Source organism: Flavobacterium kingsejongi, assembly GCF_003076475.1.
Lineage (GTDB): Bacteria > Bacteroidota > Bacteroidia > Flavobacteriales > Flavobacteriaceae > Flavobacterium > Flavobacterium kingsejongi.
The window spans coordinates 1,432,799-1,452,430 of the sequence record NZ_CP020919.1 but is presented as its reverse complement, the minus strand read 5'-3'; the positions used below and the strand labels follow the sequence as shown (position 1 = coordinate 1,452,430).

Sequence of the window (19,632 nt, the reverse complement as noted above, 5' to 3'; positions counted from 1 at the left end):
TCTTAACTTTATGTGTTGGCTAAGTTAGCATGTCCAATTCACTTATGCAAATATATGTGCAGCTTAGGTATTGAATGTTATATACCGAAAACCCCAAAATCAGGGTGGCAAAATGATTACATTCCATATATATATACTCACGAAGAGGTAAGGATAATTTTCTCCATTAGCGATAATCTAAGAATCCTAAAAGGTATGGATCGAACACCCATGTTTATTCTACCAGCTCTGTGCAGATTACTGTATAGTACTGGCATCAGAATTGGCGAAGCCCTATCTATCAAAAACGAAGATGTTGATTATGAAAATAAAATAATTCACATTAGAAAATCAAAAAATGATAAAGAAAGGCTAGCTGTCATAAATGATTCTCTTTTGTCGGTTCTAGAACAATATAGGGATTATAGGAATAAAATACCATTTACTCATGTTAGTTCTCCATCTAGCCATTTTTTCTTAACTCAACTAGGAAAACCATGCTCATATGGAAATATTTTAACCTGGTTTCATAAAATCTTGTACTTCGGTAAAATTCCAAAACAAGCGTACTTTAATCGTCCTAGGATTCACGATATTAGGCATACAACTGCCGTACATACATTAGAAAAATTAGTTAAAGACGGAATGGATATATATTGCGCATTACCATTAATATCTGCTTTTTTAGGACATAAATGCATTAGATCAACTGAAACGTATGTCAAATTAACACATGAAATGTTTCCTGATATAATTGAGGCGGAAGCATTAACATCTTACATTTTTCCAAGTCAACCTTCCAAAACAGATGATAATTATGACGGATTTTGCTAAACATCTAGAAAATTTCTTCATTAAATATTTAATTGGAGAATGTGGATCATCGAGACATACAATTAGAGCATATAGAGATAGTTTTTCATTATTGCTTTTATTTATGAAAAAGACAAAGGGTCTTAATGCTGATCGCATCGAGTTAAAAAACATCGACAAAGGTATTATTTTAGATTTTCTATTATGGCTTGAAAAAGAATACAATAACAGCCTATCTACTAGAAATCAAAGATATGCGGCAATCCGTTCTTTTTGCAGATACTTACAATATGTAGAACCTACTCGAATAGGAGAATGGCAGAGCATCCGTTCAATCAAGTTAAAGAAGCCACTAACTAAAACCATTTCCTATTTATCAATAGAAGCAATAAAACTACTATTGGAACAAATCCCCACCAATACACAAAGCACAAAAAGAGATTTAGCTCTTTTGGCTCTTCTGTACGATAGTGGTGCAAGAGTCCAAGAATTAATAGATTTAACCCCTTCGTGTATACGACATGAAATACCTTATACTATACGCTTAACAGGAAAAGGAAAAAAGCAGAGAATAGTTCCTTTACAAAAAGAGCAAGTTAATTTATTAAAACAATATATTGAAGATCATGGGCTAGACAATCCAGAGAAGGAATTTGGTCCATTATTTCTAAATCGCGTAGGCGAAAAACTGACCAATCCAGGAATTACTTATATTTTAAAAAAGTATGCAAATGCAGCTAAAAATGTTAATAGTAAAATAATTCCAAACATTTTAAGCCCTCATATATTAAGACACTCTAAAGCAATGCATCTACTTCAATCTGGTATTAATCTTGTATATATTAGAGACTTTCTCGGCCACAAAAGCATACAGACTACTGAAATATATGCCCGTGCTGATTCCAACCAAAAACGAGAAGCTCTCGAATCCGTTTATGTAAATGTAATTCCAGAAAAAAATAGCGAACGATCTTGGGAAAAAAATAAATCATTAAAAGATTTTCTTAAAAGCCTAGGCGAGTGAAAATATTAAATATTTTTATCACAAGTAAAGTTTACAAAAACTCCAGTATTTACAAGATTTAATCATAAATTTTAAAAATACTTTGGATTATAAATAGCTTTGGATAATCCACATTATCAAAAGCTTTTTATAATATCGACGAGGCTTTTATGAATTTTGATGGCATGACAATCACCGACTATCAGGATTATGGCCTCCAAATGAAAAACCGGGTCATGAAATGGCTGGGACTACCCATCTGTGTTGGTATTGCCCCTACCAAAGCGCTTTCTAAAGTAGCGAATAAAATTGCCAAGCGTTTTCAACACCGAACTGATGGAGTCTATCTTATTGACACCGATGAAAAACGGATCAAAGCATTGAAATGGACCAAAATTGAAGATGTATGGGGAATCGGCTATCGGTCGGCTAAGAAATTAAAAGCCAAGAATGTCCATACGGCACTGGATTTTATTGCACCTCATATGGAGAGCTGGATCAAGAGGGAAATGGGGGTCATTGGCCTGCGCCTGAAATCAGAATTAGAGGGTAAGCCGGTATTGGAACTGGAAGATAATATTACGGATGACAAAAAAACAATCATGACCACCCGTAGCTTCCCGAAACAGCTAACCGATTATGACCTTATTCGCGAAAGGGTTTCCACCTTCGCCTGCGTGAGTGCCGAAAAGCTTCGGAAACAAGGCGATTGCTGCCACACCATAATCGTGATGCTGGTGGCCGACAAACATCGTATTGAAGACCGGAAACATTATTATTCGAAATCCCACACCCTGGCATATTCTACCAATTCAGATCTTACAATAAGTACGGTTGCGGTACAGTTGCTTAAGGATCTGCTGGATAACAGTGAAGTCAAAAAATTCAAAAAAGCAGGTGTCATTGTAACCGGGCTGGTTCCGGAGAATGAAAAACAATTCAATCTTTTTGAAGAAGAAAATCCTAAATACCTGGCGCTGATGAAAACGATGGATTACCTGAACCGTAAGAATGGAGAACGGATTGTAAAATTAGGTACCCAAAATAAAAAGACGTGGGACATGAAGCAAGATCACCTGTCCTCACGGTATACTACTAAATTTGATCAAATACTTGAAATCAAATGTCTTTAACGCCAAAAAAGAGCTTTACTTTTTTCCGCCCTGATCTGGATAGTGATGCGGGGCTGCCCTTTGCTGCAGATGCTATTTCGGCAGGATTTCCTTCTCCCGCTCAGGATTTCATGGAGTCTACAATTGACCTGAACAAAGAACTTACTGATAATCCCCTGGCTACATTTTACATACGGGTTAATGGGAATTCAATGATCAATGCGGGTATCAATGATAAAGATGTATTGGTCGTCGACCGAAGCCTGGAGCCACGGGATAATAAAATAGCCATTTGCTTTATTGATGGTGAGTTTACAGTAAAAAGGCTTCGCTTGGAAAAAGACTGCCTGTACCTGATGCCGGAAAACGATTCCTATACACCCATAAAAGTAACCGAAGACAATCAGGTTATCATTTGGGGTATCGTCACCTATGTCATCAAAAAAATATAAAAGGGACTGCAGTATTGAATACGGCAGTCCCTTTTGTAAGCGTAATTATGGCAAATGCTTATTTGTTAATCACTTCAATTTTATCTTTCCAATATTGCATCAGTGTAAAAGAGACAATGAGTGAGGCTGCCGCCGATTCCAATAACAACCCAAAACAATATTGTGGTATTGATGGTTTCCCTCCTCCAAACATAAAGCCCTGTGATAATTTTTCCAGGTGTGCTTCTCCGCCACTAAAATTAATGTAAATCAATAATGCTGCAATACTCAGTACTGCACCAATCATAGAGGTAAGTATAGCCGACAGAAAATTAGTGTTATAGCCTCTGACTCCTTCTTTAGCATTTTGTTTTATGGTTCTGTTTACTCCAAAAACAACGAATACAATATTAAGTATCCTTAAAAATGGCTGATTGGACAATCCCAATAATTCCATTAATAAAAAATAAATCCCGATTCCTAAAAAGATAAGTACTCCGTTTGTTATTACTCTGGAAAGTTTCATAATAAATAATTTTAAAGTTGGTGTTTCAATTTGGCTATTTTGATATGGCGTTTATTAAAAGTACAAAATATTATCTGTAAACGAGACAATATGAAATCGTATAATTACTTTTTTAATAAAAATTTAATAAAATGTCTTGTAGGAAAAACAGCCCAAATAAAAAGAAAAAGACAAACTTTATTTAGTATTTAAATGAAATACAATCCGATAGAAAGAATTTAAGGCAACCGATTCCCATGCTTGTCATACAATAGAATCCAGTCATTGTGAAAAAAGCAATCCCATTTTGCAGTAGCCAGATCTACCTCAGGATCGATAAATGTTTTATAAGGACTTCCGTTAATCGAAATTTTAGAATCGGCATATACCGCTACATCAATTCCCCTCTTCTGGTATTCCTTTTTTATATGCTGCGCCATCTGCCAGATACCATCCGGTTTATCGGAGACAAAACCGATCTGCTTCGGCAGTAAATTACGCTGTAAATTATAAATAGTCGGCTCCTGAGTTTCTTTATCTACTACTCTAAAAAAGCAATACCCCCGACGCGAACGCAACATCATGCGCCAACTCAACCGGTGTCCTTCTTCTGTCCAAAGCACATCGCCTTTTATAGCATAATGCCGTAAGGGTAACACTAACTGCAAAAACAGGAAAGGAATAAAAAAATAATACACTATTGCTTTGTACTGATAATCCGGAGTTCCGGTTTCTGCCACAGGTTTTTTACGGAGGAATATTTTACGAATGGTATCGGGTGGATAAAAGAATAAAGCAAAACTTAAAGCAAAAAACGGAAAAATACCAATTTGAAGTGTAACGGCATTAAAGAGATGAAAAATCAGTGATGCTATTAATGCAAAATTCCTTGTTTTACGCCACAACAGCATTGGAATGATAAGTAGGTCAAAAGCAATTCCGGCATAGGCGATAAAAAGATAAAAAGCTTTCGTATTGAATAGCGTTTTAAAAAAGGGGATGTCTGTTTTACCCTGCAATAGGTTTTTGGTAAAGGTACCATCAAGCCAATCCGGATATAATTTTGAAACAGTCGCATAAAAATAAAGTATCCCCACCATCGCAATCATCACTACGGAACACCATCGTGGCATTGTCAGGCTCCTGATTTTAGGATTTCTCCGTACGTCTAAAGATGCATAACGGTTTGCCGGCAGAAAAATCATCATCAGGCATACTAAAATCAATAAGTAATAGTGATTATTATAAGATGTTTTCTGCATCAGGTATACGCCAGTCCACAAAAGGGTAAATAGTGAAAGTGTCCACCGGTAGCGATAGCCTGCCATAATACACAGTCCTAAAATCCCCATGATTGCATAATAGTAATACATGCCATTACCCGGCAATGGTTGCAGCCATTCAAATCCAATATGCTGGAAGAAGAATTTTGGGGCAACGTAGACATTTTTTACCCAACCGGTCAGGATGGAACCAAAACTTTCCAAAGCCAATAAAAGCCCTAAAAAAATCCTGAAGACAATTAAAGGTGCATTATCAATAGACTGGAAAAGCCGGTTTTTCATTCTTATAAATGTTTAATATAGTCGAGTGCTATCTTCTTATCGTTTTCAAGTTCCTCCTGAAGGCGTACCAGGGAATCGAACTTTTCTTCTGCCCGGATACGGGATAAGATGGCTACCTGAATTTCCTTACCATAAATGTCGGCATTGAAATCGAAGAAATGAGCTTCAATCGTTTGTTTCGTTCCATTAACGGTAGGGTTAAAACCGATATTCATCATACCATAAACGGTTGCTCCATCGATCTCGCTTTTTACAATATAGACCCCATTAAGAGGAATCAGCTTATAGTCTTCAGCGATATGGATATTTGCCGTATGAAAATTAATGGTGCGCCCTATTTGTTTTCCTTTTACGACAATCCCACTTAAAGTATATTCGTACCCTAAATAGGAATTTGCCAAAGCTATATTGCCTTCCAGCAATGCTGTCCTGATCTTGGTGGAACTAACGGAAACTTCGTCGATTTCCTGTGCAGAAATTTGTTCGACTTCAAAATTATAGATTTGGCCAAAAGCGATAAGGTCATCGATTGTTGCTGTCCTGTTTCTTCCAAAACGATGGTCGTAGCCAATAATTATCTTGCTGATATTAAATTTTGCAACCAATATATCCCGTACAAATTCTTCAGCGGTAAGCCGGGAAAATTCCTGATCAAAAGGATGGATGATCAGATTATCCAATCCGGTACCCGATAACAATGCGGTTCTTTCCGCTATTGTATTAAGGAGTTTGATTTCCGAATTTTCCTGTAGCACCATTCTGGGATGTGGAAAAAAGGTCAGCACCAGGCTTTCGCAGTCACTTTCCTGCTTGGCCTTTATCAGTCTTTCAATTATTTTTTTATGTCCTATATGTACGCCATCAAATGTCCCGAGAGTAACTATTGTCCTGGTCTCAGACTTGAAATCCTGTATGCAATGAAAAATTTTCAAAATCGTAAGTTTATCTGGGTGCAAATTTAGAGATATACTCTAAATAATAAATACTATTTATTTATTTATTAGTATTAACAAATTCGTTGTTATGTTATCGTTACATTTGCGCTTACCCAATATAAATCTCAATTTCTCAACTCTAAAAAAATGAAAAAAACATTACTACTAACCATAGTAGCTGTTCTGGCTTTTTCTTTGAGCTACTCGCAAACAGACAAACTATGGCTTTCAACAGCTAAAAAAGAGGGAATTACCGTTTCCAAAAACACCGAAAGGGCTTCTTTTCCAACTGAATTTAAACTTTTCCAACTCAACTTAACCTCATTCAGACAAGCGCTTAGCAAAGGCAATGCCCAGGGAAAATCCAACGCTGGAATTATTATTTCAGTACCCAATGCAAATGGAGGAATGGAAAATTTTAGAATCATTGAAAATTCCAACTTCACATCAGAATTACAAGCACAATATCCTGAAATTCGTTCTTATTCAGGAATAGGCATTGATGATAAATTCGCACAAATCCGATTGAGTGCCGATCCAAATGGCATTCAGGCGATGATCTTCAGAACGGACAGACAGAATGAGTTCATTGAACCTTATTCTACAGATGGACAAACATATGCCGTTTTCAACTCTTCCCGAAACAAAGGGAATCTTCCTTTTACCTGTTCTACACCTGATCAGGCCTTAATGAAAGGACTTGCTGAAAAAGCACCAACCAGCACTTTATCCAATACTGGTGAATTACTAACTTTTAGGCTTGCATTATCCTGCAACGGACAATACGCTAACTATTTTGGAGCGACAAGTGCGGCAAACGCTGCATTGGTAGTGGCAGCATTTAATGCTACAATGACCCGTGTTAATGGTGTTTTTGAAAAAGACCTTTCCATTCACATGAACCTCATTGCCAATACGACAAGTGTCATTTATTACAATGGCAGTACCGATCCTTACAGCAACAATATGAACAATTGGAACGGCGAATTGCAAAGCACCCTTACCAATGTTATTGGCGAAGCCAATTATGATATCGGTCATATGTTTGGCCGTAGTGGTGGTGGTGGAAATGCTGGCTGTATCGGCTGTGTATGTGTCAATGGCCAAAAAGGAAGCGGAATAACCTCTCCTGCTGACGGTGTTCCTGCTGGTGATAATTTTGATATTGACTATGTAACACATGAAATGGGCCACCAATTTGGAGGTAACCACACGTATTCTTATGCTGTTGAAGGCACAGGGGTTAATGTTGAAGTCGGAAGTGGTTCTACCATTATGGGCTACGCGGGCATTACACCTTATGATGTACAGTCACATTCCGATGACTACTTCACGTATGCTACTATTAAACAGATACAGGATAATATGGCTGGAAAAACCTGCCCAGTCCGAACGCCTTTAACGAACATAGCTCCAATTGTAAATGCTGGTGCTGACTATACCATACCTAAAAGCACTCCTTTTATGCTTACCGGTGTTGCCTCTGACCCTAACAATGATCCTATTACCTATTGCTGGGAGCAAAATGACTCTCCAGTAGCCCAAAACCAAACAGGATCAGGAAGTGCGGCTTCGGCCACAAAAACCGGAGGACCAAACTGGAGATCCTATGATCCTGTAAGCTCACCAACCCGATACTTCCCGCCTTTAGCAAGGGTTTTAGCCAATCAGTCAACAACACAGGGACTTGATATCAATACTGAAGCTTTGAGTTCTGTTTCACGAACTTTAAACTTTACCTTAACCTGTCGTGATAATATCGAAGGTGGTGGCCAAACAAATACGGATGCAATGGTCGTTACAGTAAATGCTGCGGCAGGCCCCTTTTTAGTGACTTTTCCTAACGCAAGCGTTTCACTTGCTGGAGGATCCAACCAAACCGTAACCTGGGATGTTGCCGGAACTACTGCTAACGGCATAAATGCTGCTTATGTAGATATCCTGTTATCTACTGATGGGGGAAATACCTATCCTGTAGTATTAGCCAGCAAAGTACCTAATGATGGCTCGGAAATAGTTACAGTTCCAAATACACCCGGGACACAAAACAGAATCATGATTAAAGGGTACAATCATATTTTCTATGATCTTTCCAATGCTAATTTTACTATTACAGCGGCCCCTTCTACTTTTGCAGTAGCCTTCTCAGGTACTTCTGGCGATCAGAATCGTTCAGCATGTAGTGGCAGTCCTATCAGCTATATCATAAAATATAATGCATTAGCCGGATTTAACGGAACTACTACATTCAGTGCAACTGGAAATCCTGCCGGCACCACAGTTACGTTCTCCCCTGCAACTATGTCAGCAAGCGGTGATGTTACTATGACCATAAGCAACAATACTGTTCCTGGATTTTATCCTCTTGTTGTTACCGCAACTTCAGGAGCTGTGAGCAAGACAGTACCTTTCTATTTTGAATTATTAAATTCGGATTTTGGGACTATGGTTTTGACCGCGCCAGCGAATGCTGCAACAGCCCAGAATACAACTGTAAACTTATCCTGGTCAGCGAATGCAAACGCTTCACTCTATGAAGTTGTATTCGCAACGGATGATGCTTTTACCAATATAATCACTTCTCAAATAATAGCAGCAACCAACCTTACAGTTTCAGCACTACAGGAATCTACCCAATATTTTTGGAAAGTACTTCCAAAAAACAGTTCCTGCAGTGGAACGGTTAGTGAGACTTTTAGCTTTACTACCGGAGTACTAACCTGTGGTACTGTAGCGTCAAACACTACGCCAATTACAATTTCTGCTTCAGGTACACCAACCATCAATTCGGTAATCAATATTCCAACATCTTATTCTATTTCTGATGTAAAAGTAACCATGAACATCACACACACTTACGTCAGTGATTTAACGGCTACTTTGATCAGCCCTACTGGAATTGCGATTCCTTTATTTACAGAACCATGTGGAAGCAACGATAATATTAATGCTACATTCACGGATCAGGGTACAGCCCTTGTTTGTGGTAACCTACCAGCGATCTCAGGAAATGTTCTGCCGCAACAAGCACTATCAATATTAAATGGACAAGATGCTCAAGGAGCCTGGACATTGCGTATCAGAGATGGATATGCTAGTGATGGCGGAATCCTGAACAGCTGGAGCCTTGAATTTTGCACTGCGGATGCCTTAAGTGTAAAACAGGATGCGTTTGCTAACCTAGCGGTATATCCAAATCCGAACAATGGTAATTTCAATGTACAGTTTACCAATATCTCTTCTGTAAATGATATTAAAATTTCAGTTTACGATATGAGAGGACGTAATATTTTTGAAAAAACATATGCTAATCAGGCTACTTTTAATGAAAACATTCAGCTTAATACCGTTCAGGCTGGTGTCTATTTATTAAACATAAGTGATGGAGAGCGAAAAGAAGTAAAACGAATTATTATCAAATAATTTACTTCATATATTCTATTTTAAAAGCTGTCCTTTGGACAGCTTTTTTGATATAAAAGGGTTTCGCCATACCTTGAAACTACTATATGACCACAAAAAATATAAAAACATAAATTCAGCTATATTTCTACATTAAATCTGTCAAAAATAACATAACACGAGTGAAAAATATTTTTTTAAACAAAAAAATAAAAAATTAACAGTTGCTAATTCCTGATATTCAGCAATGTTATATATATTTGGAGCAACAAAACTATAAACTATATTATGAAAAAAACATTACTCATTGCTGTCATAGCCATTTTCTTTTTTACCCACGGCTATGGGCAATCTTTATGGAATTCTATTCCTGAAGAAAGACTTTCAAATAATGAAAAAGTAGACCGTGCCAGCACACCTTTAAAGTACCACCTTTACTCATTAAACTTTGAAGCACTAAAAGGCCTACTTGCAAATGCTCCTTCCAGAAGCAATACCGCAGTATCAAGCCTTGTTTTAGAATTTCCAAATGCACAAGGCGAATTTGAGCACTACCGAATTTTTGAAGCCTCAGTAATGGATCCTGCTTTAGCAGTACGCTATCCTCAAATTCAATCTTATGTCGGTATTTCGATTGAAGACCCTACAGCTACTATGCGGTTTAGCACCACACTATTCGGTTTACACACTATGACGCTATCTTCAAAAAACGGAACCAGCTTTATAGATCCATTTACCAAAGACCTTAATAACTACATCGTCTACAACAAAAAAGACTTAACAACTGAAAAAACACTTCAATGCCTTGTAACTGATGAACCAGTGGAAATTAACGAGACGGGCGAAAGAAGCACTCTTGAAACTTTTGCTAACGATAGTTTTTTCAGAACTTATCGCCTCGCCATGGCATGTACAATTGAATATGCTGCCTACCATGTTAACGCAGCTGGACTAGGATCGGGAACCCTGGCCCAGAAAAAAGCAGCAGTTTTAGCCGCAATGAACATAACCATGACACGGGTAAATGGAATTTACGAAAAGGACATGTCTTTAACAATGAAATTGGTAGCCAACAATGATGCTATTATTTTTATTACTTCTGATTCATTTAATAACAATGACCCCAATACACTTATTAACCAAAGCCAGACTGTAATCAATTCTGGCATTGGAGTCGCCAATTATGATATCGGCCATACTGTAAGTACAGGTGGTGGTGGATTAGCACAATTAAATGTTCCTTGTACAGCCAACAAAGCGAAAGGAATTACAGGTTCTCCACAACCCGTAGGTGATGCTTACGATGTTGATTATGTTGCCCATGAAATGGGACACCAGTTTGGAGCTTCCCATACCTTTAATGGAACTGGCGGAAGCTGTAGCGGAAACAGATCTGCAGCGCAAGCCGTAGAGCCTGGAAGCGGAAGCACCATCATGGCCTATGCTGGTATTTGTACTGCTAATGTTCAGGGTAATTCTGATTCTTATTTCCACGCAGTAAGTTTGGCTCAAATGTTTGCCAATGTGACCTCTACAACTTGTCAGATCAATACACCAAATGGCAATACGCCTCCAACCATAGATGATCTTGCCAGCTATACGATTCCAAAGGGAACCGCCTTTATACTAAAAGGAAATGGCGCGGATGCTGATGGCGATACATTAACTTATTGCTGGGAACAAACCAACCCCGGAGCATCAGCACTGAATGCCGCAGCCGCATCAACAACTATATCAGTTCCAAATTTCAGGTCTGTAACTCCAAGTACATCTCCAAACCGATATATGCCTAATTTCTCAAGAGTGCTGATTGGAACTCTTGCTGCTGCTGCTTCCTGGGAAATAATTCCAAATGTAGCCAGAACAATGAATTTTGCTCTTACTGTTAGAGATAATGGCACACCAACTGGAGGACAAACTGCCCGCAAAAATATGACGGTAACATTTAATGGGACTGCAGGACCGTTTACTGTTACATCTCCAACAGAAAACATAACATGGGCCGCAGGCACCAGTCAAACAGTAACTTGGGCTGTAGCCGGAACAACGGCTAACGGGATTAATACAGAAAACGTAAAAATATCCTATTCCAATAACGAAGGCTCTACGTTTACCACACTAATAGAAAGTACACCAAACGATGGAAGTGAAACTATCACAATCCCTGCCGGAGTAGCTTCTACTTCTTGTAGAATAATGGTAGAAGCAGTAGGCAATATTTATTATGCTATCTCTAGAAAATTCAACACTAGCTCTTTAGGAAATGAAGATTTTAGCTTAGCAGATTTCAACCTATATCCAAACCCTAACCGTGGTAATTTCACTGTACAATTCAACTCTAATTCCTCTAAAGCAATTACACTTGAAGTACACGATATTCGTGGAAGGCAGATTTTCAACAAATCCTACAACAACTCAGGATTATTCTCTGAAAAACTACAGTTGAACAATGCACAATCCGGAATCTATTTACTTACAGTTAATGATGGCGATAAAAAAGTCGTTAGAAAAATCGTAGTAGAATAAGTATTCCAAATACCTTATAAAAAACCCGGTTGCTCTCGCAACCGGGTTTTTTATTTATTCGAAGAAATACTACATCTACTATTTCATCGTCGCTTTTAATTCTGATATCACTTGTGGTATCCGATCCATTTTAAATTTTAGATCTACCGAGATTTTTTCATTTTTCTTCATTACCGATAAATCCCCTTTGTCCATTTTAAAATATCCTGCATAACCTTTGCAGTAACAAAACCGGCCATATAAAACATTTGCATTTTTAAGCTCATTATCGCTCCAATTCATTTCCGTCTTTTCATTATCAACTTCCACAATAATTTCTTCCCGGTATCCTGCATCCTGCAGCGTAGTATCTTTTATCGTACGGACGTATTCAAAAAGCACCACACTCTTTGCCGCATCGTCTACCAATTCATAATCATTAATCCTATCCCCATACGTATCATAATTTATCTTTAGGCTCTTATTTCGCACCAGACTCACCGTGCAGTTCCCATCATCGGGACAATCGCTCAATAACGAAACATTCGTTTCTTTTGAATCTGATATTTTTTTTGAAGTCTCACACGATGTCAGCCCTATTGAAATGGCTAATAGTAGTAGGTATTTCATGATTTGGGGTTTTAAATTAATTTTTATTTACCATTAAATATATTCATTGTATTGTTAAGTCCGGCTGTTCCGAACGATTTTATGATTTCGGAAGCCACATCCAGACGGTCCGGAAGCTTTATTTTTTCCTCTTCGTTCCATTCCCCAAGCACATAATCAATTTGCTTTCCTTTTTTAAATTCATCGCTTATTCCGAAGCGGAAGCGTGCGTATTCCTGGGTATTAAGCACCAGATTAATATTTTTCAATCCATTATGCCCTCCATCACTTCCTTTTCCTTTGATCCGGATTGTACCAAAAGCTATGTTTAGGTCATCTGTAACGACTAAAACATTTTCCAAAGGAATATTCTCCTTCTGCATCCAGTATTGCACCGCTTTACCGGAAAGGTTCATGTAGGTATTGGGCTTTAGGAGCAGGAATGCCCGGCCTTTGAATTTGAATTCTGCCAATGCACCCAATTTTACCGTACTAAAACTCAGGGATTCCTTGTTGGCAAAGTGATCTAGTATTTTAAATCCGATATTATGCCGGGTATTTACATATTCAGCCCCGATATTCCCTAATCCAACTATTAAATATTTTTTCATTACTACTTTCTGATGATTCTTTTTGTCCTATTAATTTTAAAAACCAGTTTGCCATAGCGCAAAAATAAGGCTTTTTTTGTTTTAGCCACAGCCGAATGCCAATGCGTAAAAATTAACGTTCTAAAATTACAAATTACCCCATAAAAAAAGCACCAGCGTTGGGCTGGTGCTTTTCAATACTATTGGAAATAAAATTATTTTTTCTTTCCTTTTGCAGGAGCTTTTGCTGCTTTCGCTGCTTCCTGAGCTGCTTTCATAGCTGCACGTGAAATTCTCACCTGTGCTACAACAGTGTTGTCTGGATTTAACAACTTGAAGTTATCAACTGGAATTTTAGTAACATATAATTTGTTACCCATTTCAAGTGGCGTAATATCAGCTTCAACAAAATCCGGAAGGTTTTTTGGTAATGCTCTAACTTTTAATTTACGTGTATTTAAACGTAAAACACCACCTGCTAATACACCTTTAGATGTTCCAACAACTTTAACCGGAACTTCCATAGTGATTTCTTTATCATCATGAAGTTGATAGAAATCGATGTGTAAAATTTTGTCAGATACCGGGTGAACCTGGATATCCTGAAGAATAGCGTTAAAAGCTTTACCATTTTCCAATTCGATTGCCACGGTGTGCACGTTTGGAGTGTAAACTAAGCCCTTGAAAGCTGCTTCTGGTGCTGTAAAGTGTACTGGCTGATCTCCTCCGTATAACACGCAAGGAACCAATCCAGCATTACGTACCGCTTTCGTTGCCGATTTGCCCACGCTTTCTCTTTCTGATCCTTTAATCGTAATTGATTTCATTGTAAATAAATATAGTTAATAATAATAAAATTACATTAAAAATTTTCCACTGATGGAATTGTTGTGGTGCACCATGTGCATAACTTCTGCGAAAAGAGGTGCACAACTCACGACTCTAATCTTAAATGATTCTTTCTTTAACGGAATAGAATCGGTTACGATAAGCTCACTCAATTTTGAGTTTTCTATCTTTTCATAAGCTTCTCCTGATAATATTGCATGTGTACAGATTGCTCTTACACTCAATGCTCCTTTTTCAATCATCAGATCCGCTGCTTTTGCCAATGTTCCTCCGGTGTCGATCATGTCATCAACCAAAATTACATTACGGCCTCTTACTTCTCCGATCAACTCCATTGACTCAATGATGTTGGCTGCTTTTCTTTGTTTGTAGCAAATTACTACATCGGATTCTAAAAATTTAGAATACGCATACGCTCTTTTAGAACCTCCCATATCCGGGGATGCAATTGTAAGATTATCCAGCTTCAGGCTTTTTACATAAGGCAGAAAGATCGTTGAAGCAAACAAATGATCTACAGGCTTTTCAAAGAATCCCTGAATCTGGTCTGCATGCAAATCCATAGTCATGATTCGGGTTGCTCCTGCGGTTTCAATTAGTTTTGCTACTAATTTTGCTCCAATCGGAACTCTCGGTTTATCCTTGCGATCTTGTCTTGCCCATCCAAAATAAGGAATAACCGCTGTAATATGTCTTGCAGACGCACGCTTTGCAGCATCAATCATCAGCAATAATTCCATCAGGTTATCAGTACTTGGAAAAGTAGAACAAACAATAAATACACGCAATCCTCTGATGGATTCTTCATAAGATGGCTGAAATTCACCATCGCTATATTTTGAAAAGGTCACGCGTCCTAACGGAATCCCATAGTCTTTTGCTATTTGTTCCGCCAGGTGTACACTTTGTGAACAAGCAAATATTTTTGCTTCTGGTTCTAGGTGTGGCATTTAATTCGTTGTTAAGTAGTTAGTTAGTGTTGTGTCGATTTAACGAGGTGCAAATTTATAAATAATATCGGACTCTGAAAGGAAATAATTCACTTATTTCTTGAAAATGAAAATATTTTTTTTACATTTGCACCAGAATTAAACAACAGATTGCCTGAATGGCGGAATTGGTAGACGCGCACGACTCAAACTCGTGTACTTAGGTGTGTGGGTTCGATTCCCACTTCAGGTACTAAACCCTTTTACAGTATGTAAAAAGGGTTTTTTTTATTAGTCGAAAAACCAGCCATCTTACTGATTATCACTCATTAGCCGAATTTACGATCCCCATTATTTTCACGGGCTTGATCAGAAACCAATCCGAAAAATGGGAAGCGCAGCTAAACTATTTACAGAATACAGTTGTAGATTAGAACTTCCTAACATAAACAATCTTTTTTAGTGTAGTTTTAATCTTTACAGCATTATTAAAAAGCAACTATGACTATTGCCTATATTACCTATAACGACAAAGGCGCATACAGTTCTACCACCGTGGAAGAAGAAGACAACCGCCTATTGAATTTCCTGATTAAAAAAGGACTGACTATTGAAAAAGTGATCTGGAACGATCCTGCAGCAGATTGGAAAAAATATGACCTGGCACTTTTAAAATCGCCCTGGGATTATTTTGATTACATCCATGATTTCTATCAGTGGCTTGAAATGCTGGAATCTAATAACATCCGCCTCTTAAATCCTTCTGCAGTACTAAAATGGAATGCCGACAAACATTACCTTCAGGATATTCAATCAGCCGGATTACCCATAACAGAAAGTCATTTTATACCCAAAGGCACAGCAGTACTGCTGCACTATTATTTTAAGCTGTTCAATGCTAATGCGTTTATCATAAAACCCTGCATTAGTGGTGGATCTAAAAACACTTATAAAGTCACGCCTAAAAATGCAACCGAATTAAATTCAAAAATAAAAACATTGCTTACCCTGGAAGACTTTATCATACAGCCTTTTTTACCTGAAATTGAAAAAGAAGGAGAATGGTCATTTGTCTTTTTTAATGGCAAATTCAGCCATGCTCTCATCAAAAAAGCAAAACAAAATGACTTCAGGGTACAACCTGCCTTCGGCGGAACAATCCACCCTCAGACTCCATCTTCAAAACTACTGAAAGACACACAACGCTATATCGATCAGTTTGCCCCGAATTGCTTATATGCACGCGTTGACGGTGTATTAGTTGACAATACCTTTATTTTAATGGAACTGGAACTCATCGAACCCTTTTTATTTTTAAACACCCATCCCGAAAATTACGAACATTACTACCAAGCCCTGGCAGAACTTATCCAATAAAAAATACCCGCTTCAAAACAGATTCTTTTGAAGCGGGCATCCTATTTATCTTAACAATTACAAAATCTAAAAAAGGAGGTGTTTCACTGTCAATCCCTGATTGATCAGTTGTTTCAGCGAATCGATACCGATTCTTAAATGTGTTTCTACATATTCATTCGTTACCTTACTATCACTCTCAGCTGTTTTGACACCTTCCGGAATCATCGGCTGATCTGAAACCAGCAACAGTGCACCTGTAGGGATTTTGTTGGCAAATCCGGTTGTAAAAATGGTTGCTGTTTCCATATCTACCGCCATAGCACGTAATGTTTTCAGGTATTTTTTAAATTCTTTATCATGCTCCCATACCCTGCGGTTTGTCGTATAGCAAGTCCCTGTCCAATAATCCCTGGAATGCTCCCTGATTGTTGTTGAAATTGCTTTTTGCAAAGCAAACGCAGGTAATGCAGGAACCTCAGCCGGAAGATAATCATTTGAAGTCCCTTCACCACGAATGGCGGCGATAGGAAGAATAAGATCCCCTAATTGATTTTTCTTTTGCAGCCCTCCGCATTTTCCTAAAAAAAGTACGGCTTTAGGCATAATTGCACTCAGGAGATCCATCATGGTCGCCGCTAATGGACTCCCCATACCAAAATTGATAATCGTAATCCCATTGGCCGTCACACTTTGCATCGGCTTGTCAAGCCCCATTACCGGAGCGTTATCATGCCATTCCGAGAACATATGAAGGTATTTACTAAAATTCGTAAGCAATATATACTGCCCAAATTCCTCCAATGGCCGACCGGTATACCGGGGCAACCAATTCTTTACAATATCCTCTTTGGTTTTCAATCCGGGCTTTATCGGTGTTTCTACTTCTTTAACCGTTTTTGCTTTTGAAAGGATTGCTTCATCCTTTTTTACCTCTTTTTCTTCATTCATATCTGTATCATTTTATCTTTACTATCCTTATTTCTTTCAACGGAAATCACTACTCCGAAACACCACTATAACATCTGATGAGTCTCTTTAATAATATCCATTACAAAAATACTTTTCGTCTGCCCTATTCCTTTGACCTCACATAATTCATTTACAAAAAAATGGTGGTAGCTGTCCATGCTTTCCGATACAATCTTGAGCATAAAATCAAAATCTCCTGAGATATTATAACATTCCAGAACTTCCTTAAAAGCCGTAACCGAATTGATAAATTCAGTACCCGCTTTCTTGTTATGCTCTTTCAGTGTAATCATACAAATCGCCATAATGCCTTTGTTGACCTTTTTTTTATCCAGTATTGCTGCATAATTTTTAATTACTCCACTTTTCTCCAACCTCTTGATCCGTTCATGGGTTGGCGTAGCACTCAGATTAATCTTAATAGCAATGTCCCTGACGGTAAGTTTCGCATTTTCTTCAAGCAAACGCATGATCTCATAATCCTTGTCATCTAATGTAACGGCATTCTTAATGGGATGTTCTGTTTTCATAGGAGTGTTTGGGGTTTAATATCACTTATGTTCTTTAAAATTATGCAAATATAAAACTTCGTTCTGAATTTACAGCATTATTTTTTTATTTAATCCTGTATATTTAATTTTGGCAGCACAAAACAACTTACTCATGCATTCTAAAAAGAACATTATTCTCATTATTGCCTCTATGGCAATATTTGTAGAATCCCTTGATATCGCCATTATCAACCTTACCATACCTTCCATTCAACAGCAGTTCGGAATTAGCAGTGCCGAAGTACAATGGCTGCAAACACTCTATGTTTTATTATATGGTGGTTTTTTAATTATCGGAGGAAAACTATCGGATAGTATAGGACGAAAATCCATTTTTATAGCAGGCGCCCTTTTATTTCTGCTAACATCGTTAGGCGCCGGGCTTTCCAACAACTTTGCCATACTTGCTTTTTTCAGGGCTTTGCAAGGCTTGGGCGCCGCCTTAATTATGCCATCAGCACTTTCTATCGTCACACACACATTTACCGAAAAACAGGAACGTGCCAAAGCGATAGGGATTTTCAGTTCCTTTGCCGCTATAGGATCAGGCAGCGGATTATCGTTAGGCGGTATTATAAGTACCTATTGGGGCTGGCACTGGGTTTTTTTGATGAATGTCCCTATTTTAATAGTAGTGATCATCGCTGCAGTATATTTCCTATCCAAAGATCCGGATAGCGTCCGCCAGAAATCACCCGATATCCTCTCGGGACTGTTACTGCTTACTGGCCTGTTATTAATAAGCTATAGCGTACATCAGATCGGTAGCATTCGGGAAAGCTATGGCCTATTATCAGCACTTTGTATAGCGACTGTGGTTTGTTTTTCGTTATTATACTCACGACTTACTACTCATACTAATCCCTTAATAGCTATTACTATTTTCCGCTCACAGGCTGTAGTAGCTGCTAACGGGGCCCTATTTTTACTGGGGGCTTTATTTACCGGCTATCTTTTCCTAATTTCTTTATTATTTCAAAAAGACCTGAATTTTAGCGCTGCTACATCGGGACTGCTCCTGGTACCTTTCAGTTTACTTTCTGCATTTGTTGCTAAATTCATACTCCCTTCAATTATGCGCTCTTTATCACCATACAAAGTAGGCATACTTGGGATGACACTCATGGTTACCGGAACGGGGATGTTATTTTTAGCCCTCCTTACAGGTTATCCCATTTGGTTATTACTCTTATCGGCTGCCTTAATAACAGGATTAGGAATGACAATTTGCTTTACAAGCCTTTCTGTACTTTCCATACAGGATATTCCGGCTGCACATTATGGATTAGCATCGAGCCTGGGCAGTACTTCTTATTTTTTAGGGGCAGGCATCGGCCTTTCGCTTTTAGCCTTATGCATCCAAAGCACATCTACTACTGTAGTGGTTAGTTACGGCACCGTTATCCTATTGGGAGGCTATGCCATCACGGGACTATTATGGCTGCTGCGTTACCAGAATAAAAAAGCAACGACCCCAGTGCTATATAGTACCAAATAGGAATCGACTTTATAAAACTCAAAACCCT

Annotated in this window: 17 protein-coding genes and 1 tRNA gene; 9 read left to right on the top strand and 9 right to left on the bottom strand. The window is 38.2% G+C overall.

Annotation, left to right across the window (positions count from 1 at the left end):
• Nucleotides 1-15: 15 nt before the first annotated feature.
• From FK004_RS06200 to FK004_RS06185, 4 genes are all read left to right on the top strand, one after another.
• Nucleotides 16-813, top strand: coding sequence for a tyrosine-type recombinase/integrase (locus FK004_RS06200; protein WP_157956044.1), 798 nt, complete (start codon nt 16-18; stop codon nt 811-813).
• A complete protein-coding gene (locus FK004_RS06195; RefSeq protein ID WP_227871680.1) occupies nt 797-1,816 on the top strand; it encodes a tyrosine-type recombinase/integrase in 1,020 nt (339 codons plus the stop codon). Before FK004_RS06200 ends, FK004_RS06195 begins: the two co-directional genes overlap by 17 nt.
• Nucleotides 1,817-1,950: 134 nt before the next feature.
• Complete coding sequence (locus tag FK004_RS06190; RefSeq protein ID WP_227871706.1) at nt 1,951-2,928, top strand: DinB/UmuC family translesion DNA polymerase; 978 nt, start codon at nt 1,951-1,953, stop codon at nt 2,926-2,928.
• Nucleotides 2,919-3,359: a LexA family protein gene (locus FK004_RS06185; RefSeq protein WP_108736484.1), complete on the top strand. Its 441-nt coding sequence runs from the start codon at nt 2,919-2,921 to the stop codon at nt 3,357-3,359. The genes FK004_RS06190 and FK004_RS06185 overlap by 10 nt, the downstream gene beginning before the upstream one ends.
• A gap of 58 nt (nt 3,360-3,417) precedes the next feature.
• Here the strand turns inward: FK004_RS06185 and FK004_RS06180 are convergent, their stop codons facing one another.
• The 3 genes from FK004_RS06180 to FK004_RS06170 form a co-directional block, all read right to left on the bottom strand.
• Nucleotides 3,418-3,864, bottom strand: a complete 447-nt coding sequence (locus FK004_RS06180) for a hypothetical protein (RefSeq protein WP_108736483.1) — start codon at nt 3,862-3,864, stop codon at nt 3,418-3,420.
• Between the two features lie 218 nt (nt 3,865-4,082).
• Nucleotides 4,083-5,408, bottom strand: coding sequence for an HTTM domain-containing protein (locus FK004_RS06175; protein ID WP_108736482.1), 1,326 nt, complete (start codon nt 5,406-5,408; stop codon nt 4,083-4,085).
• A 2-nt stretch (nt 5,409-5,410) separates the two neighbouring features.
• Nucleotides 5,411-6,340 (bottom strand): bifunctional riboflavin kinase/FAD synthetase, encoded by a 930-nt coding sequence (locus tag FK004_RS06170; protein WP_108738768.1) that lies wholly within the window; start codon nt 6,338-6,340, stop codon nt 5,411-5,413.
• A gap of 150 nt (nt 6,341-6,490) precedes the next feature.
• On the opposite strand from FK004_RS06170, the gene FK004_RS06165 reads away from it, so the two are divergent.
• Nucleotides 6,491-9,766 carry a zinc-dependent metalloprotease gene (locus FK004_RS06165; RefSeq protein ID WP_108736481.1) on the top strand — a complete coding sequence of 1,092 codons (3,276 nt, stop codon included), beginning with the start codon at nt 6,491-6,493 and terminating at the stop codon, nt 9,764-9,766.
• A gap of 267 nt (nt 9,767-10,033) precedes the next feature.
• Nucleotides 10,034-12,271, top strand: a complete 2,238-nt coding sequence (locus FK004_RS06160; RefSeq protein WP_108736480.1) for a zinc-dependent metalloprotease — start codon at nt 10,034-10,036, stop codon at nt 12,269-12,271.
• A 78-nt stretch (nt 12,272-12,349) separates the two neighbouring features.
• On the opposite strand, the gene FK004_RS06155 is transcribed toward FK004_RS06160, so the two are convergent.
• The 4 genes from FK004_RS06155 to FK004_RS06140 all read right to left on the bottom strand — a co-directional run bounded on the left by FK004_RS06155 (nt 12,350) and on the right by FK004_RS06140 (nt 15,248).
• Nucleotides 12,350-12,880, bottom strand: coding sequence for a hypothetical protein (locus FK004_RS06155; protein ID WP_108736479.1), 531 nt, complete (start codon nt 12,878-12,880; stop codon nt 12,350-12,352).
• Nucleotides 12,881-12,903: 23 nt separating this feature from the next.
• Entirely contained in the window at nt 12,904-13,470 is a 567-nt protein-coding gene (gene pth / locus FK004_RS06150; RefSeq protein WP_108736478.1) for an aminoacyl-tRNA hydrolase, read from the bottom strand.
• Between the two features lie 194 nt (nt 13,471-13,664).
• Nucleotides 13,665-14,276, bottom strand: coding sequence for a 50S ribosomal protein L25/general stress protein Ctc (locus FK004_RS06145; RefSeq protein ID WP_108736477.1), 612 nt, complete (start codon nt 14,274-14,276; stop codon nt 13,665-13,667).
• Between the two features lie 30 nt (nt 14,277-14,306).
• Entirely contained in the window at nt 14,307-15,248 is a 942-nt protein-coding gene (locus tag FK004_RS06140; RefSeq protein ID WP_108736476.1) for a ribose-phosphate pyrophosphokinase, read from the bottom strand.
• 152 nt (nt 15,249-15,400) lie between these two features.
• Here FK004_RS06140 and FK004_RS06135 point away from each other — a divergent pair.
• Together FK004_RS06135 and FK004_RS06130 are read left to right on the top strand one after the other, a co-directional pair.
• Nucleotides 15,401-15,480, top strand: a tRNA-Leu gene (locus tag FK004_RS06135).
• Between the two features lie 248 nt (nt 15,481-15,728).
• Complete coding sequence (locus FK004_RS06130) at nt 15,729-16,604, top strand: ATP-grasp domain-containing protein (protein ID WP_108736475.1); 876 nt, start codon at nt 15,729-15,731, stop codon at nt 16,602-16,604.
• 66 nt (nt 16,605-16,670) lie between these two features.
• Here FK004_RS06130 and FK004_RS06125 read toward each other — a convergent pair whose 3' ends face one another.
• Both FK004_RS06125 and FK004_RS06120 read right to left on the bottom strand, forming a co-directional pair.
• On the bottom strand, nt 16,671-17,534 hold the full coding sequence (locus FK004_RS06125; RefSeq protein WP_193844355.1) for an AMP nucleosidase: 864 nt from the start codon (nt 17,532-17,534) through the stop codon (nt 16,671-16,673).
• Between the two features lie 65 nt (nt 17,535-17,599).
• The gene (locus FK004_RS06120; RefSeq protein ID WP_108736474.1) at nt 17,600-18,085 is read right to left on the bottom strand and encodes an Lrp/AsnC family transcriptional regulator; all 486 of its coding nucleotides are present in this window, start codon (nt 18,083-18,085) and stop codon (nt 17,600-17,602) included.
• A 133-nt stretch (nt 18,086-18,218) separates the two neighbouring features.
• Between FK004_RS06120 and FK004_RS06115 the strand changes: the two genes are divergently transcribed.
• Nucleotides 18,219-19,604, top strand: coding sequence for an MFS transporter (locus tag FK004_RS06115; protein WP_108736473.1), 1,386 nt, complete (start codon nt 18,219-18,221; stop codon nt 19,602-19,604).
• Nucleotides 19,605-19,632: the final 28 nt, after the last annotated feature.